The following is a 26516-nucleotide window of genomic DNA, read 5'->3' as shown; positions in this document are numbered from 1 at the left end:
CTTTTAGAAAGAAAGATGCGGTTAATCCTAATATTTCTATAATTTTATAAGTCTTAAGCTTCTAAATCTATCTGAAATGAATTTAAGAATGCTATTGACTTTTCTATATCATAATGTAAAATGCGATCAACATCTACAAAAGAAACCTCTTCTCTATAAATTTTCAAGAAAGATTCAATGAACTCACTTGATTTCGCAGGTCTTCTGAACTCTAATGCTTGTGCTGCATTCATCAATTCTATAGCTAGAATGCGCTCTAAATTATCTACTATGCGTAGCGTCTTCGTAGCCCCATTAGCCCCCATACTTACGTGATCTTCTTGTCCATTACTTGACACGATACTATCCACACTCGCAGGAGTTGCTAATTGTTTGTTCTGACTTACAATACTCGCAGCTGTATATTGAGGAATCATAAACCCTGAGTTTAAACCTGGATTAGAAACCAAGAATGCTGGTAAGCCTCTTAGCCCTGAAATCAATTGATAAGTTCTACGTTCTGATATACTTCCCAATTCAGCTAAAGCAATTCCTAAGAAATCTAACGCTAATGCCAATGGTTGTCCATGGAAATTACCTCCAGAAACGATAATATCGTCTTTATAAAACACATTTGGGTTATCTGTTACAGAGTTAATCTCTGTTTTAAACACGCGATTCACATAATCGATAGCGTCTTTTGATGCTCCATGTACCTGTGGAATACATCTGAATGAGTATGGATCTTGAACGTGCTCTTTTGGACGACTAATCAATTCAGACCCTTCTAAAATTTCATTAAAGAACTGTGCTGTCTCTATCTGTCCTTTATGAGGTCTTACATAATGAATTAATTCATTAAACGGTTCAATTCTACCATCAAAACCTTCTAAAGAAATAGCCCCTATAACATCAGCTAAATAAGATAATTTCTTTGATTTCAAAAGAATATAGCACCCATAAGCACTCATAAACTGAGTTCCATTCAACAAGGCTAATCCTTCTTTTGATTTTAATTTTATAGGCTGCCAATTGTGATTAGCTAGCACTTTATTGGCCGGTTGTCTAAATCCATCACAGAACACTTCTCCTTCACCGATTAATGGCAATGTCAAGTGTGCTAGTGGAGATAAATCCCCTGAAGCCCCTAAAGACCCTTGGTTATAAACTACAGGAAGAATATCATTATTAAAGAAATCAATTAATCTCTCTACTGTTTCTAACTGAACCCCTGAGTTACCGTAACTAAGAGACTTCACTTTTAACAACAACATAATCTTAACGATCTCTTCAGGAACAATCTCTCCTGTTCCACAAGCGTGAGACATCATTAAGTTTTCTTGCAATTGAGATAAGTTATCACTGTCTATTTTGACGTTACACAATGAACCAAACCCTGTATTAATCCCATAAATAGGATCTGCTTGTTTAGCCATTTTATCGTCTAAATACATACGACAATTCACAATATTCGCTCTTGCCTCTTCAGAAAGCTGTATTTTTTGACCTTGAGTTAAAATCTCATTTAACTTCTCGATTGTAAATACATCTGAAGTAATATAATGTACTAATTCCATATTTGTATATTGGTGGTATATAAAATTTTATCTTGTAAACACTAAATTATTACCCTTAGAATCAGCTTCACTCCATGCATACCCATCTACATTAAACTTTTTTAAACCCTCTATATCATTGACATTATTATCTATGATATAACGCACCATCATTCCTCTTGCTTTTTTAGCATAGAAACTGATTGTCTTCAGTTTTCCCTCTCTCAATTCTTTAAAATCTGGAGTAACAAGAGTTCCTTTAATCGCTTTTTTATCAATAGCACTAAAATATTCATTACTAGCTAAGTTAATTAGTAACTCACCTTGTTTCATTTCTTTATTTAAAGCTTCTGCTAAAATTGGTTTCCAAAACTCATATAAGTTTGCATTTGCTCCTACAGCCATTTTAGTTCCCATTTCTAAGCGATACGGTTCTATTTCATCTAAAGGTTTTAACAAGCCATAAAGACCTGATAATATTCTTAATTTATCTTGTAATATCTCTATTTTCTCTGCTGTTAGACTATAAGGGTCTAAACCAGCGTATACATCTCCATTAAAAGCAAAAACTGCTTGTCTAAAATCTTTTTCCCTTCCAGCTTTCTTCACAAAAGCTCTCTCTTGATTTCTCTTCCAATTTAGTTCTGCTAGATTGTTAGATATCTTCATTAGAGCCTCTAAGTCCATAGGAGTTTTAGATTGTAAAACTTCATTGATTACTTTTGATTCTTTGATGAATGAAGCTTTTGTAGCTTTTTCTACAGGCACCGCTGTTGTATAATCTAAACTCTTAGCAGGCGATATTAAAATTTTCATGATTTCTTTTTTTAGCATCCCAAATATAGGATAACTATTTAGATTTTCATATTTACTATCCCTGTGTTTTTAGGTTTTATCCTTGTTTTAACACTTTTTCTAACAGCTTTATCAACTAAATAAATCCCTAAATTCCAACTAATCATTCTCATTACTAAATAGATAATAACTAAAATGATTTAAATAAAAAATATAACTGTCGCATACATTGCTTTGCATTCATTATCCTCTATTAATCGCTCTTGTATAGACTTCTAGCCCCATCCAATATTTATCTCTATAAATAGTATAGTCAATATCAAAGCGATCTGTAAATAAGCCGATTGTTTTGAATACATCTCTAGATGCGCTTCTATAATCTTTTGTTGCAAAGAATAAAGTGCGTTCTCCAGAACCTGTCTCTCTGGCCACACTATGCAAGATTCCTGATTCGAGAATTAGATCTTCTATCTCATCCATTGTCGTGACATCTTGTTTATTTGGTAGCCCATCCTCACGTCCTTTATACTTTATAGATACCTTCACTACCCATGGGTAAGACATCTTCTGGTCCCAGTTTAAAAAACTAGTATTCACTACCACTATTAAGGGCTCATGATCAGTATTACTTTCTAATATAGAATAAGTATCCTCCTCACTATTGCGAATCACACTATCATACTTCTCCACAAACTCCGTTTCCCTATAACTTAAATAATCACTTAACTTAGACACAGTAATCAACTCTCCCTCAACACCTTCCTCTCCTTTTACCTCTAAGTAATCTATCATAGTCATTGTCTTAATCTCACCTAGGTAATTGTCTAAAAACATATAAAGAGCATTCCCTATTTCTTCTTCATTCTCAGGAGTACATTCTTTAATTATAAAACGTAAATGAATATAATCTGGATACTCATCGTCGTGAATAGGTACAAATGAAACTGTCTCTTCATCTAGTAAAAAACCATTCATATTTAACCCTATCCCTTTTACACTCGGTTTACAACTGATAAAACGCCATCTTTCATGCTCTGGAGCTGCTTCAATAAAATCATCTACAAAAGGCAATGACTTTAGTCTACCATCAGGAGAAATAATTAGTTCTCCTATCCCATCTTTTCCCATCCCTGTTAGCATATTAAAGTCTGGATTAATAGCCTTTAACTTAGGGCTGACAATGTCAATAAAATCCTCCACTACACGTTCATGATTTTCTATTGTCTTATAGAATTTCGATTCATTAGCAATAAACCAATCCCAAAACTGTTGATATTGTGTCTCTAATTCAACAGTATTTGCCTCCTTAACGCCTTTCCCAAATAATTTATCAAAAAACCCCATAACATTTCTTTTAAACTTGAGTGCTAAAAGTACTCTTTTTTCAATAAATCACAAGAAACTCTTCTACTCTACTTCTATAACTAAAAAAGCTCACAATGTATTGTTCTACACCATGAGCTTTAAAACGAATTTAACTTTTATTATTGGTCACTTAATGCCTTCATAAATAATACTATATCAGAAATTTCACTCTCTGTTAACTGTAAAGGGTCTTCTGGTAAGGTTTGGCTTTCTACTTCTAGTCCCATACCTAATCCTCCTCCTTTATTGTAAAAATCCATTACTTCTTCTAAAGTCTCATACACACCATTATGCATATAAGGACCGCTTTCTCCTATATTCCTAACAGTAGGTGTCTTAAACGAATGTTTTAATTGTGGTAGATCTGTATTAAATACATATCTCCCTAAATCACCATCTAAGACCTTACCTTGTTTATCTGCTGGTACTCCTAATACTTCTTGTTCCGAATTCACAAAAAACGGAGGAACTGTCCCATTAAACACCGGCATAAAATGACAAGTTGCACATTGTGCTTTACCTACAAATAAATTGAACCCTTTCTTTTCACGAGAAGTTAAAGCTTGTTTATTACCTCTCATATACTGATCAAAACGAGAGTTAAAAACAGAAAGAGAACGAATATAAGAAGCTAACACATTTTCTAATTGCCATACTTCTATTTCCTTTTCCGTTTGGTATACTGTTTTAAACTGTTTTTTGTATTTTTCTTCTTCGTTAAGATGAGCTACTATTTGTTTTAAATCTCCATGCATCTCATCTTTATTTGTGATTACATCAGAAGACTGACTCTCTAAAGTAACACTTCGCATATCCCAAAACTGCCCGTGATAATATGCTGAGTAATTCAGAGAAGGCGTATTGCGCAGAAGTGGTTGACCTTTTAGGCCTAATGCTGTTTTAAAAGGCTCACTAAACGCTTTATCTGGATGATGACAATCAGCACAACTTCTAAAACTATCTTTAGAAAGCTTTTTATCAAAAAACAATTCTTTACCTAGAGCAACCTTTGCTGGCGTTAAATAGTAAGTAGAATCTGGTAAAAAAGCATTTAAATTAATCAAATCCTTATCAAAAAGTGAGTTCACACTACCTTTTACCACTTGATTACCATCCTTAAAAGGAATCTCTAAGTCCCTTTGTATCCTTACAATTCCTTTTGCTATGGGATCTAAATACGAAGTAATAAAATCTAGATAATCAAAACTGTCCTTGTTAGGATTTTTTTGACAGATAGTTATAGCTTTATCTAATAATAATTTCACTTCTGGATAAGAAGCTGTATTCTGCCAATTCTTCGATAACTCCAATACTTGTTTAACTCCTGATAGACTAGCTGCAGCTTCCACAAATAACAATTTACTTGCTGGAGTATCAAAACCTGTAATCCCTAAAGCTGTAATCTGAAACAACTCCATCTTTAATGCCTCTAAAACTACATCTTCCGAAATGGTAATTACTTCAAAATTCTTGCGTATACTCAGTACAAAGTTTTTTAACCTCTTTGTATCAATAAGTAGTTCGCCATAATTTTCTAGATCATAGACAGGATATAGATATTCTTCTACAACCTGATACCCTTCTGCAGGTACATATTTATTCTCATCTAAATCTAGTTGATCTAGTGCAGGTCCATTAATTGATTTACTTGTATGAGGTAAAAAATAGGCAACTGCCCACTCTATTTTTTTATAAGCCTTTCTACTCTCTACGAACGCATTTCTAACAACAGTACTATCTTTACCTTGTTCTACTGCATCTACTAAATTATTTATTGTCGTTTCTAAACTATCTACTTGAGTCAATAAATAGTTATTATAAGTAATATTTTCATATATTTTGGTTTTGTTAGAACAACTAAATAAACAACAAACCAAAACAATCAAAAAAGTGTATTTAATTGTTTTCATAAAATCTAAAAAAAGACCTCTAGTAGTAAATAAGATACTACTAGAGGTTACAAAACATTAGAACTTAAACTATTTTTCTACGTTGCGAATAATCACTACCTGACCTCCTTCTTTATTCTTGTTCACACCCGCTTTATCTGCATCAACAAATTCATTTTTTTGCCAAGTATGCGAGTGAATATTAACAGAAAAAGTATTTGGAACACCTATCAACTCAGAGATATCTTCCATTGCTCCAAACTCCCAAGAACCAAATTTCTGAAGATTTCCAGATTGATTATAATTCTTTTGCCACTCCGCATCTTCTCTATTGTGCTTCATATTCAACCATGGTTTATAAGAACCATCAGCTATTTTATATTGCCAGATATAAGAATCATGTTTTGCATCGGCATAATAAGAATCTCCATCTTCTTGAATATATACATAATTCTCAGTCACACATAGGTTATCAGGATTGATTAGGTTCTTACCAGGATCACTATCTCCCTCTGCAGCAACAGATAATTTACCTGTCATCATACCGTTTTTATCTAATACTAGTTTATATACTCTTCCCCACATCGTAAAACCATTTACAGGATTACCTCCGCTTGCTTGCCCTGTTGCAGTAAAGTAAATTTCATTTCCTTTTCCTGCACCTTTTCTATAATCAACATCTTCTACTCGAGAAAAGCGAATAACTCCTAGCTCCATATTCTTTTGATTAATCTGAGCTCCAGTCATATCTTTAGCGCCTGGTATCTCTACAAACTCTACATCATACTCCATTCCTTTTTTCATATCCATCTCAGTATATCCTCCTGACTTACGTTTTAATGCATATAATTTTCCTCCTTGAAGATCACCTTTATTTCCAACATACATGATTAATTGCCCTGCACTTTGATGATTAGAAGAATACCCTTGATCTTCCCCAATTAAAACAATCGTTTTCCCATTAGAAACATCCAAAGGAAGAGGAACTGCATTCTCCATACTTGCTTTACCCAACGCTGGCAATACTCTATCTCGATTAGATTTAAGATCAGTAGATCCCATAGGATCAATAGCATGTACCATACTTTCTTCTCCCGACTCTCCAGCTGTCAAGAATACAGGTCCAAAACCATGTATCTCTGGTTTTGCTAAAGTAGCAGAACAAAGCCTTGTAATCCCTCCTATTCCATCTACAATATACTCTCCTTTAACAGGTTTAAATGTTTTATCTAAATAAACACGAGAAACAGATTTCATAATCTCATGATTTGTAATCATCAAATATCCATCTCCTTTAGGATCTTTCATAAAACCAGCCCCATCAGGTTGTCCTCCAAACACGAAATCAGGAGATTCACTTAATTTATCTTCACTCGAAATAAGAGAAAAAATCTCTAATTTTTCAAAACCAGGCATCGCGTAAACAAAAGCTAGTGTTTTTGAATGATTCTTTAAAACAATTTTGTCGCCATTGTTTTCCCCTTCGCCACTACCTGAATTATTATCATCATGGCACCCTACTACAGACGCAGTCATAACTAGACCTAAAATCCAAGTTGGTAATTTGTAGTTAATTTTCATTAGTTTATCATTTTTTGTTGAGGCAAAGCTACCTTCACTAGTTAACCTTAACATTACGCATCAATTACTAAAATGTTAATAATTAATTAAAAAATCAAACAAAAAATAAGCTATGACTAACAATCTGTTTTGTTTATTAACTTTTCACAATGATAGAACCTAATCCTTTTGGATAAATATAGATTAACAACAAAAAACCCTTCAAGGTATATACCTTGAAGGGTGTGTATTAATTTACATAATTCAACTCCTCTACAAACAAAAAGCACTATCTGCTCCACCAATATGCTCTACCTTATGGTCATAAGTCATGAATCCTAATGCATGTTCTCTATCCCATGAACAATCAAAGAGATATCCTATATGAGGAGGTTCTGTCCATGATTCTGGTATAATATAGATAGTCATCGGTGTAATCAACATTCCGAACTGATTCTTATCTACAATATCAGGCATAAAAGTTTCTTTATCCTCTCCTTTATATCCATACTGCACTTGCCACTTCTCGTATTTAGAAACTAGCTTACTCAATAACTCTTCTAGAATAGTCTGTTCATTCTCTTGAACGTCCTTTACTATTCGATTCATTAATTCTGTTGCTTCCTTCTCATCTACCTCATCTTCTATATAATCTAGTAGTACTTCACATCGGATAGCTTCTTCCATCTTAAAAAAGGCTTTCCACAAAGGCAATTCTAGCTCCATTTCTATTTCTACCTCATCCCCTTCTATAGGCTCTGACAACTGTACAGGATTTTCTAAATGTTGATTAAAAAACTCATAGCAGAAAGGAGCTCTTGTGAAGATATACTCTGGCTCTACAGCATAACACAAATTTAAATAATGCAGAGCAGCTTCTTCATTTCCACACTCTAAACAACACTCTCCTTTATAATAATTGCGTACATACTCAGGATTTCTATCTTTATTACTATGCTTATCACCTTCATCAAGCCAAAACATCATCTTCTCAAACTCTCTTAATCTTATATATTCAGTAGTCATACGTCCTATAATGATAGAGGCATCATATATACAATACTTACTTTCATCAGCTAAGTTCCATTGCGCCTCTATAAAAGCAATCAAATCCTCTACAGTATCTGTATTCGTTTTTAAACCATACCTGTCTAGATAACTATATATACGATCTATTACCACTTGTGCCTCTTCCATACTATTTTTATTTTTCAAGGCTAAAATTAGGGAATTTATATTTTATCTAGTGTATAAAACATATTGCTGAACACTCAATCTTGATTATAAATTATTTTATTTATATAACTCCCCTCAATACTTAGGTTGCTATTGAAACACAAATAGTACTTTTTACCGTTCTCATAATGCACCTACACTTATTCTCAAAATGTTAGTTCTGAAGTTATCGAACTACGCCCAACCCCAATAACACCAAGGGTTTAACAGCTAAAAAAAGCACTTTGTTCGGGCATGGTTTGGAAGTTGTTCGGAAAAGTATTGCAAAAAAGGGGGCTTTTCCGAAGAAACACCGATGAATACCGCATAAACACTCGAAAAAAGTGACAAGTGTTTTTTAGTAATTTTAAACCGATAGTACTAAATGAGAGTTTTTAGCCTTAAAAAATATAGTACTTTTTAAAACTAAACGAAGAAGTATTTTTGCTTTGATTTATATACTTTCAAGTTAAAAAGTATTCAGACAAGGTTCTGATTTAAAGCAAAATACTCTGCAAATATACAAAAAAACTTTAACTCCTTTTGAGATTACATATCAAATCCCTTCTAGCTAATAAGGAAATGACTTAAAGAGCTTATTTTACTCATAGTGAACCAAGGAAAGATACGTGGAAACAACTAATGATAATCTATTTAGTGTACAGTAAGTCTAAAGTTTTAGCTAAATTAGCTCCCTTATAAACGAAACTCCCTACAACTAAAGGGACTGTACAGACTTTTAAAATAAAAATATGAATACTTCTAATCAGCCTATCAAAATAGGTATTGTAGGTTATGGTAACTTAGGAAAAGGTGTAGAACTTGCTATTCGTCAAAATACTGATTTAGAATTAGTAGCTGTCTTCACTAGAAGAGATCCTCAAAGCATTCCTACTGAAGCCAAAGCGATACATATCGATCAAATCACAGAATATAGAGATATCATCGATGTAATGATTATCTGTGGTGGGTCTTCTACTGACCTGCCAGAACAAGTGCCTTATATCGCACAGTGGTTTAATACAGTTGATAGCTTTGATACCCATGCTAAGATTCCTGAATTCTTTAATACGGTAAACAAAGCAGCTAAAGATCACAATAAGTTGAGCCTTATCTCTACAGGATGGGATCCAGGGCTGTTCTCTATGCTTAGATTATTAGGGGAAAGTATCTTACCTCAAGGGGAAACATATACATTCTGGGGAAAAGGACTAAGCCAAGGACACTCTGATGCGATTAGACGTATCTCTGGAGTTAAAGGTGGTGTACAATATACTATCCCTATAGAAAGTGCTTTAGATAGAGTTCGCCAAGGTGAGAATCCTGTGTTAACTACAGCTGAGAAGCATGAGCGTATCTGTTATGTAGTAGCAGAAGATGGAGCTGATACTTCTATCATAGAACATACTATCAAAACAATGCCTAACTACTTCGCTGATTATAACACTACAGTACACTTTATATCTGAGGAAGAACTTAAAGCAAACCACTCTGCTATGCCTCATGGTGGTAAAGTGTTTAGATCTGGTATCACAGGTACAGACACTAAACAAAATATAGAATTTGGACTAACTCTTGAGAGTAACCCTGAGTTTACTGCTAGTGTATTAGTAGCCTTCTCGCGTGCTGTATATAAATTAGCTCAAAAGGGAGAAGCTGGTGCTATGACTGTATATGATATTCCTCTAGGTGCATTATCTCCTAAGTCTGCAGAAGATCTGAGAAGAGAAATACTATAATTCAATTAGGAATTTAGAATTGTTGTCTTTCAGGCATTAGGGGATAATTATGTGATAAGTCTTTGCAAAAAGAACACAACAAATATAAGGTACAGACGGAACATCTTCTGTCTACACACCGTAACCACACTACACATCTACACATATTGTGTATGTATGGTGTGACACGCAAAATATTGACGTCTCTACATTAATACTCTGTGTGTACCTATTACCCGCAGAGCAGGTAATTCCTAATTAAAATAGGGCGTGATATACGTTGATGGAGACGTAAATATTCTGTATAACCCAATACGTTATACCTGCATGTAGGAAAACATCATTTGATGTTTTATGTGGATGTATGTAATACATCCCTACAATTGCGGATAATGATTGTGGTACGGTATGTACATATTGTCCGTAGGGCATCTTTTGCCTACGGACAATATGTACATATATCGCGTCCACAAACGTTGTGTATGTATTGTGTGGAGACGCAAAATATTGACATCTCTACATTAAACAATGGACTTACTCATACTATGTCCTCCTAAGAAAGTCAGTAAAAGCAGAGTGTGTGAGAAGTATTTCATCTTATGATGACATACTTATGATTACTGTAGGGAGATAAATACGTCTTTAAAACACAGAAAATAGAGAAATTATAAACCGATAATATAAATAGTTGGTATTCTAAAAGATAGAATTATCAACTATTTATATTTATCTATTTAATGATAACAAACCCTAAATCAATATCTCCCTCACGCCATATTAATTTAGAGTTATAGTACACTTCATATTTCAATGTACTATGACCTTTCTTCTTAAACTTCATTTCCAGTTTATCTAAATCCCCATTTGGCAAAGATAAATACACAATATATCTATCAGGTGCAATATAAGAACCTCCTTGTATTTCTAGATAATATTCCGTCTTTCCTTCAATAGATACAGACTTTATTATTTCTGATCCTTTTCTATAAATAATAGATGTGTTTTGACCATTTGTATCTGCTTCATATAATACTATTTTTTGATGAGAAAAGGATCCCTCATACGTAGGGTCTAATAGATTATGTCCTTTAATATCCTTTAACATGATGCTATAATTAGTATCAACAACTGTTGGACTAAATTCATCGTCACTACTACAAGCTATTATAAGTAATAGACTCATAAAAAGTACTATCTTTTTCATCTTAATATATTTAAAATCAGCATAACAATTTTAAAACTTATAATTTAGATAAATATATAGTATTCAAACATTAAAAGACTATTTCTATAACTAGACAAAGTTTGTGGTTACGATGTACAGATGTATGAAATAGTCCCTACGATTATGGAGATGACTTATGACTACTGTGTGGAGACGAAAATGGTATGTATGTATATGTATGTATTGTGTGACACGCAAAATATTGCATCTCTACATTGATACTCTGTGTGTGCATATTGCCCGCAAGGCAGATAATTCCTAATTCTTAACTCCTAATTCCTAATTAAAAAAAGAGGCTCTCGCCTCTTTTTTGTTACATTTTTATAATGATAAATTCACTTCTTCTGTTTAGCTGATGATCCGCTTCACTACATGGTACTCCATTAGAACATCTGTTCTGTAGTTGACTTTCTCCATATCCTCTACCTGTCAGACGATTTGGTTCTATACCTTGCGAAATCATCCATTTAATAGTTGCTTTCACACGTCTATCTGATAAGGCTAAATTATAATTGTCATTTCCTCTACTATCTGTATGTGAACGCACATCTATGATCATAGCTGGGTACTCTCTCATTACCTCAACAACTTTCATCAACTCTATCGATGCATCTCTACGGATAAATGATTGATCAAAGTCAAAATAGATAGGTTGTAATTTTAGCTTCTTAAATAAATCATCGTTTATACCTACTGTCTCATATGCCTTATCTAAACCGATATTCACTTCTTTATCACCTGCCACATCAGCTGCAGCAAATACTAACTCTACTGTACTATACTCTGGTGCTTCTGCCTTAATACGATACTTCTCACTACAATCTAATGTCTCAGAACTATACTTACCTTGCTCATCTGTCTGAATGGTTTTAGACTTTTCATATAATCCATCTGATATCACAACAGTTGCATTAGGAATACCTTTCTTTGTTTTAATATCATATACAGTACCTATTATATGCTGTAGACATGCTTTCTGAATAAAAGAATAGATATCATCTCCTCCTAACCCTTCTGGTCGGTTTGAACTCACATATCCTGCATTTGTGTCTCTATTGATATAAATAGAAAAATCATCAAACGGACTATTAATAGGCGCTCCTAAATTAACTACTTCTCCTATCACTCCATTTTTCTCTAACTTAGCCGAAAAGATATCTAATCCTCCTAAACCTGGATGACCATCAGAGGCAAAGAATAAATAATTATCAGAAGAAATAAATGGGAATGTCTCACGCCCTGCTGTATTTACTTTCTTCCCGATATTCTCTACACCTCCATACACATCATTAGGATATAAAGCTACTCTAAAAATATCTGACTGCCCTTCGCTTCCCTCTCTATCAGAAGAGAAATATAACCATTCATTATCTGGTGTCAACGCTGGGTGCGCAGTATTAAAGTTATCTGAGTTGATTGGTAATTCTTTTATATCTCCCCAAGTACCATTAGCTTGTTTAGTAGCACTAAATATCTTTAATAGAGACGAGTTTTTCTTATTGTTTTTACGCTTTCCTTTTAAATTAGAATTATTACGAGTAAAGAACATGGTCTTTCCATCCTTCGTAAATACAGCAGTAGCATCATTAACCTTAGAACTCAACTCAGGAGCGTAAACAACAGGCTCTCCTAACTTACCATCTGCTAAGATCGTACTACTGTATAGTGTAGTAAAACTCTCATTCGTCCACTCGTGTAATTTCTTACTTGATAATTCACTAGAAGGACGTGCAGAAGTAAAAATAAGTTGATCTCCTATCACTGCTGCTCCATAATCAGAATAAGGAGTATTAATAGATGTATGTGTCAATTCATAACGAGCTGTACCTTCCTCTATTGTTTTTAAATAGTCCTTATTCGCTAGGTATAATTTTGCCCTAGAGTCTTCCTTTTCTAATACAACGAACTGCTCCATTACCTTCTTAGAAGCATCATATTGTTCAGCAGCTTTTAAGGTTTGTGCATAGCGATAGTAGTACTCTGAAGGAATCTTCACTGTATCCTTATCATCATACTCTCCATTAAACAGCTCTGTATACCATTTATTAGCATCAAGTAGCTTCCCATTAAAATAATATGAATCAGCTAATTTCATTAATATATCTCCATTAATATACCCTTTTTTAGCCATGCGTTCATAGATTTTTATAGCATCTATATAAGCTAGTTTTTCATACTCTTTGTCGGCTTTCTTCTCAGCTACACGCTGAGCTTGTACACTAGTACTTAGCGCAAATAAAGCAATACTTAATAAACCTGTTTTTAGTAATTGTTTTCTCATACGTTAGATTGGGAATGTGGGGTTAATCACCTAATACAAAACTACATTAAGTATTGTCAAAAACACAACAAAACAGAGGTTACGCCTACAATAATACCACATAACAACTACTTTACAACTATTTATATATTAAAAATTATTTTAAAAACAACAAAAACAAACAAACCATAACTATTTAGTATATTTTAATAAAATATAAGCAACCATATACCCCATACTTTCTAATTTCGCCTTATTTACTTGGACTAGGAAGCTTTTGATTATTCTGGACTATCCCCTTCATTATCTAGGCATTTACCTTTGTTGCTAATCAAACAATAGATATAATGCATATACATTTTGTAATTCACGAGGAGTATGAAGGACCTGGTGCCTTTTTAGATTGGGTAAAAAATCATAATTATAGTGTAAGTATGACTAAACTATATGAAAACAATATTTTGCCTACCTCAGCAGAACACATTGATTTACTAATCGTATTAGGAGGACCTCAAGATCCTATTACGACAACAGATGAATGCCCTTATTTTGATGCACAAAAAGAAAAAGAATTGATACTAAAGTGTATACTTGCTCATAAAGCGGTTATTGGTGTTTGTCTAGGGGCACAACTTATAGGAGAAGCTCTGTGTAACGCTTATAGTCACAGCCCAGAAAAAGAGTTTGGTGTATGGCCTATTCACCTTACTGATGAAGGAAAGACCCATCCAAAGTTTAAACATATAGAAAATGAACTTCCAGTAGGCCACTGGCACAATGATATGCCAGGACTTACACCAGATGCTATAGTACTAGCTACTAGCGAAGGATGTCCTAGACAAATAATAGAATATTCTAATCTAGTGTATGGATTGCAGTGTCATATGGAATTTACACCAGAAGTAATAGAATTAATTATTGCTAATGACCAAGAAAGCTTAGTGAGATATGCTAATCATCGCTTTGTACAGTCTGCTCAACAACTAATGAAATACGACTATACTACAATGAATCAAGCCTTATATACATTCTTAGATAAGTTAGTAGAAGAATATAAACAACTATCTGACGTTAGACCACTTCATCATCTATAAACAAGAAGCCTGTATTTATTAGAACACACTTCTAACTCATACAGGCTTCATATACATAGAAAGAGTCAAGATATTCTATTATCCATCTATACTCATTTCGATACATTCTTTATTAGAAATTTCTATATCTATAATATGATCAGCGATAAGCTCGTCTCCTATCGCAATAGACGCTGTAATATGTGCTAAATTATGTAAACAGATTGTAACACTATATACATCTAAGGTATCATACCAATCATCATCTGCTTTTCCGTCTAAGAAAGGAAGGAAAGCGTTATTCTCACTATTATAGAATCCTATTAGCTCTTCACGCAAGTCTGTAAGCCAATATAGATAATCTATCACCTTAGACTGTGCTCTGCTATCAAAAGGAATATCGCTAATAATCAAAAACCGATCAAGTGGACAGTACTTATTAAAAATAACTACTCTCTTCTCTTTTATACCATATTGATTATTAGTCCCCTCTACAAGGGTGATATCTTCTGGAAACAGAAGGTCTATTGTCTTTCTTTCTCTTAACTTTCGAAGATCTTTTACACCAAAAATATCTTTATGAGTCTTTGCTTTCTCTGAAAAAACAAAAAGCTTATCTTGGATTTTATGAGTTTTACTACTTTCTACTTCAAGTAACAATCTATATGCAGTCTCCCAATACTCTAATAATGCATAAATATGACTCTGCAACAATAAATTCTCACTCGTTTGTTCATCTGCTTGCAATGCATACAATAAATCAAATAAATCAGACGCTAAGTCCTTAATGCTATAACTCTCTCTAAACATTTTAGAAAGTTCATTGTACTTTTTTTTATATAAACTTATACTCATCACCTTTTTAATTACGTCTATCCTCTTTTATATATTATATACTTTTATATATGCTCCACAAGAACATTCTCTTAGGACACCTCTTTCACGATTAAGTCACTAAAGTTCTCTATTTGTACTACTTGATAAAACTTAGATACTAAAACTATTCTTATTCATCGTAGAGAATTAAAAACACTATAAACAAGTAATATAGTAGATACTATATACAGTAAATATCTAACTAATAAAGTTAATTATTTTAGTACTCACTAGCTAAAGATAAAGAAAAGAATAATGACTTATATTTGCATTTCACTCTTTTCAATTTATTTAGATGTAAATTAAAGAGATATCTCTATATATTACTATGACACAGACGCTAGATCAAAAGTTTACCAAATACGAGAAATTCGTTATTTTCATATTAGCCATCACACAATTCACTGTTATCTTAGACTTTATGGTTATGGCTCCACTAGGAGATCTCTTACTAAAAAGCTTATCTATGTCTACACAGGATTTTGGGATAGCTGTATCTGCTTATGCATTTAGCGCAGGAGCTGCAGGACTACTCACAGCAGGCTTTGCAGATAAGTTTGATAGAAAGAAACTATTATTGTTCTTCTACATTGGCTTTATCATTGGAACCCTATTCTGTGGTTTAGCAAACTCTTATGAGACACTCGTATTTGCTCGCATCTTTACAGGACTATTTGGAGGAGTAATAGGCTCTATCTCTATGGCTATTATCACGGATATCTTTTCACTAAAACAACGAGGAAGAGTAATGGGGTTTATACAAATGGGATTTGGAGCAAGCCAGGTACTTGGTATTCCTATAGGCTTATATATTGCTAACAAATGGTTTTGGGAAGCTCCTTTCTTTATGATTGTAGGATTGTCAATACTTATCGCTATTGCTATTGGGTTCTATTTAAAACCTGTCAGAGATCACTTAAGTCTACAACCTCAAAAAAAGGTACTTACGCATCTGTGGAATACTGTGAAAAACAAGGATTATAGAATAGGATTTATGTCTATCACCATGCTATCTGTAGGAGGATTTATGATGATGCCATTCGGAACTATCTTTGCTGTGAATAACTTAGGTGTTCATCCAGATCAGTTACCTATCCTATTTATGATATCTGGAGTTACCTCATTAACATTAATGCCTTTTATAGGTCGTTTAAGTGATAGAGTGAGTAAATACAAATTATTTACCATTGCATCTATTTGGTTAATGATAGTTAGTGTGGTCTATACTAATTTTTCTCAAATCCCTTTTGCTCTAGTAGTTGGAACAAATATCTTAATGATGATCGGTATCATGAGTCGTATGGTTCCTTCATCAGCCTTAAACAGTGCTGTGCCTGATACAGCTGACAGAGGAGCTTATATGAGTATTACTTCTTCACTTCAACAGATATCAGGAGGTATTGCTGCTGCTATCGCGGGACTAATTGTCTACCAAGAGCATGATAACAGCCCACTTGTTAATTACAATATCGTAGCTTATGTACTTGTTGTTGTATCTACTATTAGTATTATCTTAATGAGTAGAGTTAATAAGTTAGTACGCAAACGAACTTTATAAAACTAAACAAGGGAAGTAACTTACTTCCCTTGTTTAGTTTTATACTTCCATACTGCGAGTACGCTCTTCTTGTAACAAGCTTTCTTCTTCCTCTTCATCGGCATCTATTTCAGTAACCAATGTCCATAGCTCAGGTGTTACTTTTAAATACTGTGATAGTAGATTCTCTCTTTCTATCCTTACCATTACTCTTCTCAAACTAGTCAAAAAGCCATTAGTAAAATCATCGAACTTATACTGATCTTCTAAATCCTTTACAATATTGTGATATGCATCTTCTATAGGTTCATAAAGGCGACTACCAAGGCTTCTAAGTTCTAAAACATAATCTTCTACAACTTCATAAGTCCAATCTGGTGGGTAATACTTTCTCTCTCTATTCAGCATATCGGTGTCTAAACTCAATAATACATATCCATTATATGCACTACAGTTAAAAGCAAAAGAACAAAACACTTCTTCTTTTAAAGTAGATTGGCTGATTAGTTCAAGTGATTTTCTTACATAATTATATACAGACTCTTCGAAGTTATACTGTTTTTCGAAAGTTTTCCAATTAGCTATTTCTATCATTCCAATTGTTTTATTTTAATATCTCCATTTACGAACTAGGTCTTCTCCTATCAGCTCATCAACTATTTGTTCTGTCCATTGATCAACTTGATCCTGGCCTACCTCTCCAAACAAATCTGCTTGTGCAAAAACCAAACACCCTTTTAAATAATCATCAAAATGACTAAACATCTTCGTCAAATAAGGCTGACTATCGTGGTCAAAATAATAGATTTCTTTAGTCTCTTTATGAAAACAGAACATATTACCATTACCTAGATAATCACTAAAAGTAATTAAGTAAGGTAACACTGATAAGTCCTCTTGTGTGAAGCTAGGACCGTATTCTGGGTGAGGTTCCCATATTTTACCAAGATAATCTATTTCATCAAAGCTGATTAACTGTTCGCCTATATCAGCTACCCCAAACACTTTATAGAATTCCTTTAAAGAATTTGGTAAACTTGTTGCTATTCTTGCTTCTAATAGTCGTATTTCCTCTTCTGATTTGGGATCAGCTAAATCATTTGACCAATTATCAGCTAAGGACTCAATGATCAGCCTAGTCTTATCTTCCCATAAAGGATCACCTATTCTAATAAAAGGAATGATGATATCTTCCTTCTTATCTATACATAATGTTGTCATTTGGTCTAAAGAATACGGTTATCAAATAAAATAATACTCCCTCTTCGTCTCTAAACTGTGTAATCCAGCGTCCCCAAGTCTCTTGTCCTATCTCTAATTTATTACCAAAACTATCTGTATACTTCCATCTGTCAAAGATATCTTTCTTTAAACTAGCGCTTTCTCTACCAGACTTATAGTTATAGTCTCCCATTAAATCTTTTCCAATAGAATACTTAATCCCTCTTTTCTTGTCTTCATAAATTTTATTCCCAAACAAATCTGTACCGTACTCAATCCTGTTTCCTTGGTTATCTTTTATCGTCACTTTTCCAAACATATCCACCTCATAAGTTGCTGTATAACGATTAGTATACTTATACTTCTTAACTAAGTCCATTAAGAACAACTGCTGCAACTCGTCATCCTCCAGAATCCCGCTATATTCTAAGTTTAGGTACTCTTTTGAAAATTCTAATTTATTTCTATTATTATCTGAGAAATCTAAACCTCCAAAGAAGGATTTTTCTAACTGAGCATCATATCTATTATGTGAGTAAGTCCAATCTTCTCTATAATTTTTCTCTATTTTTTGAGCTTGTGCTTCTGTAGCTACAAATAACAAACCTGCTATCAACAAACTCCTAAACAATGTCTTTCCTTTCATATTTACCTTTTAGTATTTAAACCCAGATTCCGCATTAGCCAAATACTACAAAGCAATTCTACTTCGTAGCTCTTTCATTAGCTCTAAAACCATACTATAGTATGCTATACTCACTTACTCAGGCCTATTTTTATATAATTACTTTTCGTTTAGATGTCTATCGTAATCTGGATTAAAAAAAGAAGTTTAGAGCATAGATGCTTTAAACTTCTTTTTATCTTATTCTTCTACGTCAGAGCGTACATCACATATTTCTTCTACCAATTCTGGGTAAGCCTTTTGTAGCGCTGTTCCTCCTTTTACCTCTCTATTCATCTTCACATCTACATCATCATAGTTCACTACGTCTGGAAAAGACTCATAAATAGCATCTCTTATTTCTTCTGACTCTTCGATACCCGTCATCTCTTCATTAGCTAAGTCTGCTACATACAATAACTCTTCTGCATCACACTCTCCGATATCAAAACTATATTCTCCATTTACAAAGTTCTGAATATCACTACTAATTTCTTCTACAAAATCTTTACCTTTAAGTAATAACCAACATCTGAAATAGATAAATGCATCATCAGAAATCGTATCATCAAAGTCTATCACATCGTCTTCTACATCAAAATCATTATTCAAGACGATGTACAGCTCTGCTATCTCCGCAGTGTACAATCTATGTAATTGTTGTTGCATTACTTTCTCGAAAACGATTAAATGATCTTTGTCTGTTTTACTTAATAAATCAATCATTTGATCAATGTGTTGATCTTGATCATATTCCTCCCAATCAAAATCTTTTACATCATTAGATTCATCTATAATCTTCCAAAAGAAGTTATCTTGTTCTTGTTGTGTTGCTTTTAGAATACTCATTTCTGTATATTTTTAAGGTTCTTGTTCTCTTTATAAATTTAGATAATATTATCTATTGGATTTTATTTTACTCAATATTTATTTGCCTTCCAGTTTTTATCAAATTTTCTTTTCTCAAAAAAGATATTTCCTATACTTAGTTTTATTTTATCTCTTATGAAATGCCTTCTATATTCTGCTGGTTCAAAATGATAATCATCATACGCTAGACAAAAAGCAATAAGTAATTCTTGATTAACATCATTATTGGCAATCATAAAATAATTATCAGCATAACTAATACTTATTCTTTCCTTATCCCACCAAGCGATTTGTTTCCTGTTTTCAAAAATAGAGCACTTTAGTCCACGATGAGCATAAATATCATATACCTTATAGTTATAATGACATTGATAGTGAGTTTTCCAAAAAGAAAGCATTTCTAACCTTGCTGTATTCCCATACTGATCTGTTAAAACATATTTTGCAGGCTTAAATAGACCTGTACCTTCTCCTCTTCTAATATTAAAAACAGGAATATCACTACTCGTCGAAAACAAATTAATATCTACAAAATCGCTATCTGCATTCTGTTCTGCATAAAACCTTTTCTCTTTATTGATAAACCCTTTGTACTTAATCAAATGGTAATCTATCAATTGATCTACTTCTATAACCATTATTCATCTTTGTGTTTGACTCTATAAAACTAAAGATAAAAAGGCTCTCAACACTAGTGTTAAAGAGCCTTTTTATCCTAAAATGCTTTATTTATTTTTATTGTTAGGTTTCCACTGTTTATCAAAACTTCTGTTTTGAAAGATTAAGTTACCTAGATCATAATTAAACACACCTTTATCTTGAGATTTATAAGTATAGTTATCATAAGCTAAACAACAAGCAATCAGCACTTCTGCATTCACATCATCATCCGCTATAATTTGATAATTATCTCCATCAAACCAAGACACTGCCTGCTTATCCCACCATGCTACTTGCTTTCCATTTATAAAAACAGAACACTTGCGCCCTCGATGTGCATAGATATCATATACTTTATGTTGGTAAGTACATTGATAATGAGTCTTCCAATAGGACTTCATCTCTAATGTAGCTTCTTTTCCTTGACTATCAGTTAATACATAGGTAGGATACAACAGAAAGAACTTCTTTTTGACCTTAAAGGCTTGTTCATTGGTTGTTTCTGCAAACAAATTCACTTCTGCAAACAACTTAAAAAGCTTTTGCTTTCCATAATACATCTTTTCTCCATCAATAAATATGTCATAATGACTCCCAATAGAGATTTTATGTTGATTAATATCAATAATCATTCAGTAAACAATTTCTAATTCTATTGTAAAAGTAAAAAGAAAAGACGCTCCAAATACTATTGAAACGTCTTTCTTTATATTAAATTAAATAACTATTGCTCTTTGATTGCTAAAATTATTCCATTGCTGTTCTTGACCAATTACTTCTAATACTTCGATTAACTTATAGACTTCCTGATAAGAATTATACAATGCTATAGGAGCAAGACGAATAACATTAGGCTCTCTATAATCAGGAATAATATTATGATGTTTTAAGGCTAAACAAATTCTATAAGCTTCATCATGGACTAATGCCACATGTCCTCCACGCTTATAATCCTCTGTTTCATTGTTATACGAATATCCATACAGTCTTAGTCGGGTATCGATGAGATACATCATATAAGCTGTCAAGTTTAATGACTTTGCTCTAATATGCTCCATTCCCGCTTCTTCATATATATTTAATACTCCTTCCAGAGGAGCCATCGAGAAGATATTCGGTGTACCTGTCTGAAAGGCTGTTATATCAGAAGCTTGTTCGAACTCATGCTTTAGTTGGAACTGTGTTTCGTCTTTATTTCCAAACCAACCTGCAAGTCCCACTGATTTATTAAAATGTTTTTTATTGATATAAAGACCTGCTGTAGAACCAGGACCTGCTGATAGATACTTATAATTGCACCAGATAGCAAAATCTGGATTAATTAAGTCAAAATCATGTGCTACTGCTCCAATAGAGTGACATAAGTCAAAACCAATGTATATACCGCGTTTATGCGCTTCATTCGTTAGGCGTTGCATATCTAGGAGTTGAGCACTTCTGTACAATACAGAAGGCAATAAAATCACTGCTACATCTGGGGTCATCGCCTCTATCACCGCATCCTCATCAATGAACACTCCATCACTACTCTCTACTACTTTTAAAACTTCTTCTACCTTCATCCCCTTTAATGCTATCTGACTATCTACAGCATATCTATCTGTCGGGAAGTTTAAATCATCTACAAGTATCTTATAACGCTGCTTAGTAGGTTTCCAGAATGTCGCTATAACCTGGTGTATATTAAGCGTTGTATTAGCTGTAATCATTACCTCATTCTCCTGTGCATTAATCAAACGACCTACTCTATTTCCTAGATTCTTACCATAGTTAAAGTAATGTCCACTCTCTACATTCCAAATTAGAATACCTTCACTTTTCCATACCTCCATCACTTGTAACAAAGCTTGCTCTGCATCCTTAGACGCTAACCCTAGAGAATTACCATCCATATAGATCTTATTATCTGCTAAAGGGAAGAATCTTTCTCTAAATCTATATAATACATCTGCCTTATCAAGTGCTTTCGCTTGTTCTATGCCTGGTTTAAAATCTTTATTTGCCATTGATCCATCATTTTTATTAGCTGCAAATAACAACTATAAATGAAAAGGAACTTTTCAATCTGTGTCTAATAGCGAAACAAAGAATAACATCTATGTCTATTCCCACAAAAAAAGAGCAATTACTTGCTCTTTATATTTTTTAAAACCTCTCTCTGCTTGTTTAGATAAGCTACTTTCTCGGGTTCTCCTGACAAACTAATCAAAGTAGAAGTCCGTTTTATCATGTTAATGCGATGTTCTTGTGCGTTATTAAATGCAGGATCAAATGATAAAATACTATTTGGACTACTTAGATGTACTACACTTGCTTCTAATCCATCAGATTTTAAATAGTTATGAGAAATATCTAATCCTAAATAAGACAGATAAAGCTCTATCTCTTTATTCTTATACTTCCCTGTGCTTCCTATCAAGCTAAGTAGATCTATTACTTCATTAAGTTCATTTTGTATTAGTGTTTTATCCTCTTCTGTTAGTGTATTGATCTTATAAAAATACAAGATATCGTATACCAATGTATTTAATATATCAGGACCTAAGTACACAGTGAGTTTAAAGTCATGTAAAGCTTGCCAATATCGTTGTTGAATTCTTTTGATAGCTGAGGTTATCTCAATTTTTTTAAACGCTGTCGGTATTAAAACCCCTTGGTTTAATTCTATTTTCATTAAACGCAACTTCATCAGGTTATCTGAAGCTAAATACAGAAGCTCTGGAAGCTCTTTACACACCATGTGAAGTGTATGTCTACTTTTTTGTTCAAACCCCTCTAAAACGTTTAATTCAGCCTCTATCATCCTGATGTAAACTTGTTCTAAAGTATCCTCCTTTAATACTCTTAAGTTACAAGTAATCTTATCTCCTCCTTCTCTAATAATTAAAGAAGTAAGATTAATGTTCATTGCTTTTGCTATCGTAACTACCTCTGTCAAGGTAAACTCCACTTCTCCTCTGATTCTTCTATAACAAGCTTCCTTACCTAAATGAATTAGCTCAGAGATAAAATCAACTAGCTTTATTCCCTCCGGCAGTTGTTCTGAAATAATATGAATAAAATGTTTTTGATAAGCTGACATAGGTAAAAGAATAATAAGTTTTTATCATTTAGTTATACTCCTTGGAGTCTAAACCATAGCTTTTTCAATAATTTAAAACCATCTTTTCTCTCTTTTTTCACTTCTTCTACTTGTAGCTCTCCTTTATCATCTAAGTAGAATCTATAACTAAAAGCAAACTGCACTTCTTCTCCTTCATTTTTCAACAGACCAAAGCGCAAATCATTGAAATAGACTTCATCTTTCTTTTCAGAAAAAGTATAATATCCTTCACTAATCTTTACTAAGCGTACAATTAGTGGGTGACTCTCTAAAGACTTTATAAGAGTGTGGTTTTTAGGAAACTCCTGAAAGGTAATAGGAGACTTATCAAAGAAAGAGTACTCTCCTATTAAAAAAGAATCTTTTGTTTCTACAATAGCATTCCAAAGGATAGTATTCATCACTGTAGGTTTTACAGACATTTCTGTGTACTTAATTCCTTGGCGATCTAATGCGTCGGTAAAACTGTAAAAAGCGAATGCCTTAAGCATTAATGTAATAAATAGATAGAATGAACTTACATAGAACCCCATTCTATTATAAAACATTCTTTTGTCTAAATTTGACTTCTCTCGCATTGAACGCACCAAAAAGTATGCAAACGGTAAAGTGTATAAAGGATCTATCACAAAGATAGACTTGAATGCAAAAGAGTAATCAAGAGGCCAAAACAGCCTAGTGCCCCATGTGGTAAACATATCTAAGAGAGCATGTGTAAAGAACCCCCAAAAGAAAAGCCAAAACCCCTCTTCGTAAGTTACTTTATTCTTTTTCTCTATAAAATAGAGTAAATAACCGAACAAAATAGCTCCCAAAAAAGCAAATAGAATAGAATGTGTGAACCCACGATGTACTTCTACAGCTGTGATAGGATCAGTAAAAAAAACAGACAAAATATCTAAATCAGGTATAGTACCTGCTATTGCTCCATAAAGAATTGCCCTATTGCCTATCTTACGACCTACAATAGCATTTCCAACCGCACCACCTAGTATGATTTGTGTTAATGAGTCCATGGTTTTTTTTCAAAAATACAAATAAAAAGAAAAGATACCCTATAAACCTAATCACAGCTTGACATTTTTATACTCTCTATCCCATATAAATACAAAAAAAGAGAGTATCTAGTAGATACTCTCTTTTATATGTGATATACATTCTAATCTTAAAGTTCTTTAAAGATTGTATGCATTAAACGTTTTTTATCATTGATGCTTTCTTCTAGAGAAATCATTGATTCAGTTCTGTAAACTCCTTCGATATCATCAATCATGTAAATAACTTCTTTTGCATGACGTGTGTTTTTCGCTCTAATTTTGCAGAACACGTTAAACTTACCTGTAGTTACGTGCGCTACAGTTACGAAAGGAATTTCATTAATACGCTCTAATACAAACTTAGTTTGTGACGTGTTATGTAAGAAGATTCCAATATATGCGATGAAAGCATATCCTAATTTTTCATAATCTAATGTTAAAGAAGAACCTTGGATAATTCCTGCATCTTCCATTTTCTTAACACGAACGTGAACAGTACCTGCAGAGATTAATAGTTTTTTTGCTATATCTGCAAAAGGAACTCTCGTATTGTCAATCAACATATCTAGGATTTGGTGATCGATTTCATCTAAACGAAATTTACTCATAAATCAATTATTTATCTTATTATAATCTATAATTCTGTACAATAATACTAAATAAAATTTGGATTTTCTGAAAAAAAAATAAATTTTATTATTTTTTTAATAAATAATTAACCTCTTCAGCCTTTAAATCAATAACCTCAGTTAATCTTTTATCTAGTACTTCATCAATATTTTCAATACTTTCTTTAAAAAAGAGATTTTCTTTTATACGATGATGGACAAATTTACTCTCTTTTTTAATAATATCAACAATTATAGGATAAAGTTTAACATTATCTTCTTCTAATTGCTCTAAATATTGGATTTTCACAATATAATCCTCGTCAGTTTCTTTAAGTTTGACAAATTCAATAGCTATATCATTGAAGTTTTTACTGTTTTCTGGAATACTAAAATAGGAATCTACTGTATTATTCTCATAATTTGAAGAAAATATCTCAGAAACTACCACTAGTAAGCTTCTAAATATAATCTTTCTGCTTTCTTCTCTTATATAATCCTCAGGATAATGTCCTGCTTCAAATAATATGGTTGGTATACCTAGTGATTGACAATAATCTCCAATACAATTTATATTAAACCCATCATCAAACCTTCCTACTTGTCCTGGAATTACCTTTTGAAGTTCTTTGTTCATTGACACGATTAATTTAATTGCTTTTAAGCGATTATCGTTAATCTCTCTTTCCATATTATAAGAAGGAGCTAAAAAAGAAACTGTAGCAGGTTTCCCAGTCTCTCCTACCCCAAATATTGTTCGCTGATCATGTAGGTTAAATGCATAGTCTGGTTTATACTCTTCTAATAAAGTTCTAAGCAATTTACTTTCTGGTTGACTAAGGTCAATAGAGTCTCTATTAAGGTCTACCTGATTTGCATTTACTCGAGTATAATAATGTGCTCCATCAGGGTTCAGAATAGGCACTATATAAAAGGTAAATTTAGCATACCATTCTTTAATGAAACTCTCTTTTTCTTGATGGAGTAAAAGAAGAAAATCTAATACTGCTTTTGTTGTTGTAGATTCATTTCCGTGCATCTGAGACCACATAAAAATACGCGTGCTACCAACACCCCATGTTATCGTTTTTATCAATCTTCCTTCTACTGATTTTCCTTTCTCCTCAACCTTGAAGTTTAGGTTTAAGTCATTTAAAAAATCAACAATCATGTCAGCTGTCACATATCTACCTGACACACATTTATTGGTATAGTTATCTACTAAAAAGTTATAGTTCATCCCTCTATTATTATATGATGTTACAAATGTAAATAACTTATCTTTTACATCTGTAAACAATTTAA

At 33.0% G+C, this 26516-nt stretch carries 23 protein-coding genes; 3 read left to right on the top strand and 20 right to left on the bottom strand.

Annotation, left to right across the window (positions count from 1 at the left end):
* Positions 1-53: 53 nt before the first annotated feature.
* From hutH to MODO_RS04300, 6 genes are all read right to left on the bottom strand, one after another.
* Positions 54-1556: a histidine ammonia-lyase gene (hutH, locus tag MODO_RS04325; protein ID WP_059050717.1), complete on the bottom strand. Its 1503-nt coding sequence runs from the start codon at positions 1554-1556 to the stop codon at positions 54-56.
* Positions 1557-1583: 27 nt separating this feature from the next.
* Positions 1584-2351, bottom strand: a complete 768-nt coding sequence (gene yaaA, locus MODO_RS04320) for a peroxide stress protein YaaA (RefSeq protein WP_006258926.1) — start codon at positions 2349-2351, stop codon at positions 1584-1586.
* Positions 2352-2573: 222 nt separating this feature from the next.
* Entirely contained in the window at positions 2574-3674 is a 1101-nt protein-coding gene (locus tag MODO_RS04315) for a DUF695 domain-containing protein (RefSeq protein ID WP_059050715.1), read from the bottom strand.
* A 140-nt stretch (positions 3675-3814) separates the two neighbouring features.
* Positions 3815-5605: a cytochrome c peroxidase gene (locus tag MODO_RS04310; RefSeq protein ID WP_059050713.1), complete on the bottom strand. Its 1791-nt coding sequence runs from the start codon at positions 5603-5605 to the stop codon at positions 3815-3817.
* Positions 5606-5674: 69 nt separating this feature from the next.
* Positions 5675-7219, bottom strand: coding sequence for a hypothetical protein (locus tag MODO_RS04305; protein ID WP_059050711.1), 1545 nt, complete (start codon positions 7217-7219; stop codon positions 5675-5677).
* A gap of 198 nt (positions 7220-7417) precedes the next feature.
* Positions 7418-8341 (bottom strand): DUF6985 domain-containing protein, encoded by a 924-nt coding sequence (locus tag MODO_RS04300; protein ID WP_059050709.1) that lies wholly within the window; start codon positions 8339-8341, stop codon positions 7418-7420.
* Positions 8342-9111: 770 nt separating this feature from the next.
* Here MODO_RS04300 and MODO_RS04295 point away from each other — a divergent pair.
* Positions 9112-10098 (top strand): diaminopimelate dehydrogenase, encoded by a 987-nt coding sequence (locus tag MODO_RS04295; protein ID WP_059050708.1) that lies wholly within the window; start codon positions 9112-9114, stop codon positions 10096-10098.
* A 709-nt stretch (positions 10099-10807) separates the two neighbouring features.
* Here MODO_RS04295 and MODO_RS04290 read toward each other — a convergent pair.
* Both MODO_RS04290 and MODO_RS04285 read right to left on the bottom strand, forming a co-directional pair.
* Positions 10808-11281 carry a hypothetical protein gene (locus MODO_RS04290; protein ID WP_006258933.1) on the bottom strand — a complete coding sequence of 158 codons (474 nt, stop codon included), beginning with the start codon at positions 11279-11281 and terminating at the stop codon, positions 10808-10810.
* Positions 11282-11615: 334 nt separating this feature from the next.
* Positions 11616-13583, bottom strand: a complete 1968-nt coding sequence (locus MODO_RS04285) for an OmpA family protein (RefSeq protein ID WP_006258934.1) — start codon at positions 13581-13583, stop codon at positions 11616-11618.
* Between the two features lie 326 nt (positions 13584-13909).
* Here MODO_RS04285 and MODO_RS04280 point away from each other — a divergent pair, with 326 nt between their 5' ends.
* Entirely contained in the window at positions 13910-14656 is a 747-nt protein-coding gene (locus MODO_RS04280; RefSeq protein WP_006261154.1) for a glutamine amidotransferase-related protein, read from the top strand.
* A 78-nt stretch (positions 14657-14734) separates the two neighbouring features.
* Here the strand turns inward: MODO_RS04280 and MODO_RS04275 are convergent, their stop codons facing one another.
* Positions 14735-15490 carry a hypothetical protein gene (locus MODO_RS04275; RefSeq protein WP_059050705.1) on the bottom strand — a complete coding sequence of 252 codons (756 nt, stop codon included), beginning with the start codon at positions 15488-15490 and terminating at the stop codon, positions 14735-14737.
* 349 nt (positions 15491-15839) lie between these two features.
* Between MODO_RS04275 and MODO_RS04270 the strand changes: the two genes are divergently transcribed.
* Complete coding sequence (locus MODO_RS04270) at positions 15840-17069, top strand: MFS transporter (protein WP_016649469.1); 1230 nt, start codon at positions 15840-15842, stop codon at positions 17067-17069.
* A 39-nt stretch (positions 17070-17108) separates the two neighbouring features.
* On the opposite strand, the gene MODO_RS04265 is transcribed toward MODO_RS04270, so the two are convergent.
* From MODO_RS04265 to MODO_RS04215, 11 genes are all read right to left on the bottom strand, one after another.
* The gene (locus MODO_RS04265; RefSeq protein WP_016649470.1) at positions 17109-17642 is read right to left on the bottom strand and encodes a hypothetical protein; all 534 of its coding nucleotides are present in this window, start codon (positions 17640-17642) and stop codon (positions 17109-17111) included.
* A gap of 15 nt (positions 17643-17657) precedes the next feature.
* On the bottom strand, positions 17658-18269 hold the full coding sequence (locus tag MODO_RS04260; protein WP_006258939.1) for an SMI1/KNR4 family protein: 612 nt from the start codon (positions 18267-18269) through the stop codon (positions 17658-17660).
* Complete coding sequence (locus MODO_RS04255; RefSeq protein ID WP_006263526.1) at positions 18247-18915, bottom strand: hypothetical protein; 669 nt, start codon at positions 18913-18915, stop codon at positions 18247-18249. Before MODO_RS04255 ends, MODO_RS04260 begins: the two co-directional genes overlap by 23 nt.
* 219 nt (positions 18916-19134) lie before the next feature.
* Positions 19135-19782: a DUF4240 domain-containing protein gene (locus MODO_RS04250; RefSeq protein ID WP_006258941.1), complete on the bottom strand. Its 648-nt coding sequence runs from the start codon at positions 19780-19782 to the stop codon at positions 19135-19137.
* 71 nt (positions 19783-19853) lie between these two features.
* A complete protein-coding gene (locus MODO_RS04245; protein ID WP_016649471.1) occupies positions 19854-20441 on the bottom strand; it encodes a hypothetical protein in 588 nt (195 codons plus the stop codon).
* An 87-nt stretch (positions 20442-20528) separates the two neighbouring features.
* Positions 20529-21095, bottom strand: coding sequence for an LURP-one-related family protein (locus tag MODO_RS04240; protein WP_039329472.1), 567 nt, complete (start codon positions 21093-21095; stop codon positions 20529-20531).
* 84 nt (positions 21096-21179) lie between these two features.
* Positions 21180-22469 carry a kynureninase gene (gene kynU / locus MODO_RS04235; protein WP_039329470.1) on the bottom strand — a complete coding sequence of 430 codons (1290 nt, stop codon included), beginning with the start codon at positions 22467-22469 and terminating at the stop codon, positions 21180-21182.
* A 119-nt stretch (positions 22470-22588) separates the two neighbouring features.
* Positions 22589-23545: a hypothetical protein gene (locus MODO_RS04230; protein ID WP_039329467.1), complete on the bottom strand. Its 957-nt coding sequence runs from the start codon at positions 23543-23545 to the stop codon at positions 22589-22591.
* Between the two features lie 32 nt (positions 23546-23577).
* Complete coding sequence (locus MODO_RS04225) at positions 23578-24582, bottom strand: metal-dependent hydrolase (RefSeq protein WP_006258947.1); 1005 nt, start codon at positions 24580-24582, stop codon at positions 23578-23580.
* 149 nt (positions 24583-24731) lie between these two features.
* On the bottom strand, positions 24732-25211 hold the full coding sequence (locus tag MODO_RS04220) for an Lrp/AsnC family transcriptional regulator (RefSeq protein WP_059050702.1): 480 nt from the start codon (positions 25209-25211) through the stop codon (positions 24732-24734).
* Positions 25212-25299: 88 nt separating this feature from the next.
* Positions 25300-26451, bottom strand: a complete 1152-nt coding sequence (locus tag MODO_RS04215) for a M14 family metallopeptidase (RefSeq protein ID WP_069190337.1) — start codon at positions 26449-26451, stop codon at positions 25300-25302.
* Between the last annotated feature and the right edge of the window lie 65 nt (positions 26452-26516).

It is taken from the genome of Myroides odoratimimus (assembly GCF_001485415.1).
GTDB lineage: Bacteria > Bacteroidota > Bacteroidia > Flavobacteriales > Flavobacteriaceae > Flavobacterium > Flavobacterium odoratimimum.
This window is presented reverse-complemented; position numbering and strand designations above follow the sequence as displayed.

What these genes read in the sequence shown, in the direction of transcription:
- hutH (WP_059050717.1), bottom strand. Translation starts at nt 1,556, where the DNA reads ATGGAATTAGTACATTATATTACTTCAGATGTATTTACAATCGAGAAG.
- yaaA (WP_006258926.1), bottom strand. Translation starts at nt 2,351, where the DNA reads ATGAAAATTTTAATATCGCCTGCTAAGAGTTTAGATTATACAACAGCG.
- MODO_RS04315 (WP_059050715.1), bottom strand. Translation starts at nt 3,674, where the DNA reads ATGGGGTTTTTTGATAAATTATTTGGGAAAGGCGTTAAGGAGGCAAAT.
- MODO_RS04310 (WP_059050713.1), bottom strand. Translation starts at nt 5,605, where the DNA reads ATGAAAACAATTAAATACACTTTTTTGATTGTTTTGGTTTGTTGTTTA.
- MODO_RS04305 (WP_059050711.1), bottom strand. Translation starts at nt 7,219, where the DNA reads ATGTTAAGGTTAACTAGTGAAGGTAGCTTTGCCTCAACAAAAAATGAT.
- MODO_RS04300 (WP_059050709.1), bottom strand. Translation starts at nt 8,341, where the DNA reads ATGGAAGAGGCACAAGTGGTAATAGATCGTATATATAGTTATCTAGAC.
- MODO_RS04295 (WP_059050708.1), top strand. Translation starts at nt 9,112, where the DNA reads ATGAATACTTCTAATCAGCCTATCAAAATAGGTATTGTAGGTTATGGT.
- MODO_RS04290 (WP_006258933.1), bottom strand. Translation starts at nt 11,281, where the DNA reads ATGAAAAAGATAGTACTTTTTATGAGTCTATTACTTATAATAGCTTGT.
- MODO_RS04285 (WP_006258934.1), bottom strand. Translation starts at nt 13,583, where the DNA reads ATGAGAAAACAATTACTAAAAACAGGTTTATTAAGTATTGCTTTATTT.
- MODO_RS04280 (WP_006261154.1), top strand. Translation starts at nt 13,910, where the DNA reads ATGCATATACATTTTGTAATTCACGAGGAGTATGAAGGACCTGGTGCC.
- MODO_RS04275 (WP_059050705.1), bottom strand. Translation starts at nt 15,490, where the DNA reads ATGAGTATAAGTTTATATAAAAAAAAGTACAATGAACTTTCTAAAATG.
- MODO_RS04270 (WP_016649469.1), top strand. Translation starts at nt 15,840, where the DNA reads ATGACACAGACGCTAGATCAAAAGTTTACCAAATACGAGAAATTCGTT.
- MODO_RS04265 (WP_016649470.1), bottom strand. Translation starts at nt 17,642, where the DNA reads ATGATAGAAATAGCTAATTGGAAAACTTTCGAAAAACAGTATAACTTC.
- MODO_RS04260 (WP_006258939.1), bottom strand. Translation starts at nt 18,269, where the DNA reads ATGACAACATTATGTATAGATAAGAAGGAAGATATCATCATTCCTTTT.
- MODO_RS04255 (WP_006263526.1), bottom strand. Translation starts at nt 18,915, where the DNA reads ATGAAAGGAAAGACATTGTTTAGGAGTTTGTTGATAGCAGGTTTGTTA.
- MODO_RS04250 (WP_006258941.1), bottom strand. Translation starts at nt 19,782, where the DNA reads ATGAGTATTCTAAAAGCAACACAACAAGAACAAGATAACTTCTTTTGG.
- MODO_RS04245 (WP_016649471.1), bottom strand. Translation starts at nt 20,441, where the DNA reads ATGGTTATAGAAGTAGATCAATTGATAGATTACCATTTGATTAAGTAC.
- MODO_RS04240 (WP_039329472.1), bottom strand. Translation starts at nt 21,095, where the DNA reads ATGATTATTGATATTAATCAACATAAAATCTCTATTGGGAGTCATTAT.
- kynU (WP_039329470.1), bottom strand. Translation starts at nt 22,469, where the DNA reads ATGGCAAATAAAGATTTTAAACCAGGCATAGAACAAGCGAAAGCACTT.
- MODO_RS04230 (WP_039329467.1), bottom strand. Translation starts at nt 23,545, where the DNA reads ATGTCAGCTTATCAAAAACATTTTATTCATATTATTTCAGAACAACTG.
- MODO_RS04225 (WP_006258947.1), bottom strand. Translation starts at nt 24,582, where the DNA reads ATGGACTCATTAACACAAATCATACTAGGTGGTGCGGTTGGAAATGCT.
- MODO_RS04220 (WP_059050702.1), bottom strand. Translation starts at nt 25,211, where the DNA reads ATGAGTAAATTTCGTTTAGATGAAATCGATCACCAAATCCTAGATATG.
- MODO_RS04215 (WP_069190337.1), bottom strand. Translation starts at nt 26,451, where the DNA reads ATGAACTATAACTTTTTAGTAGATAACTATACCAATAAATGTGTGTCA.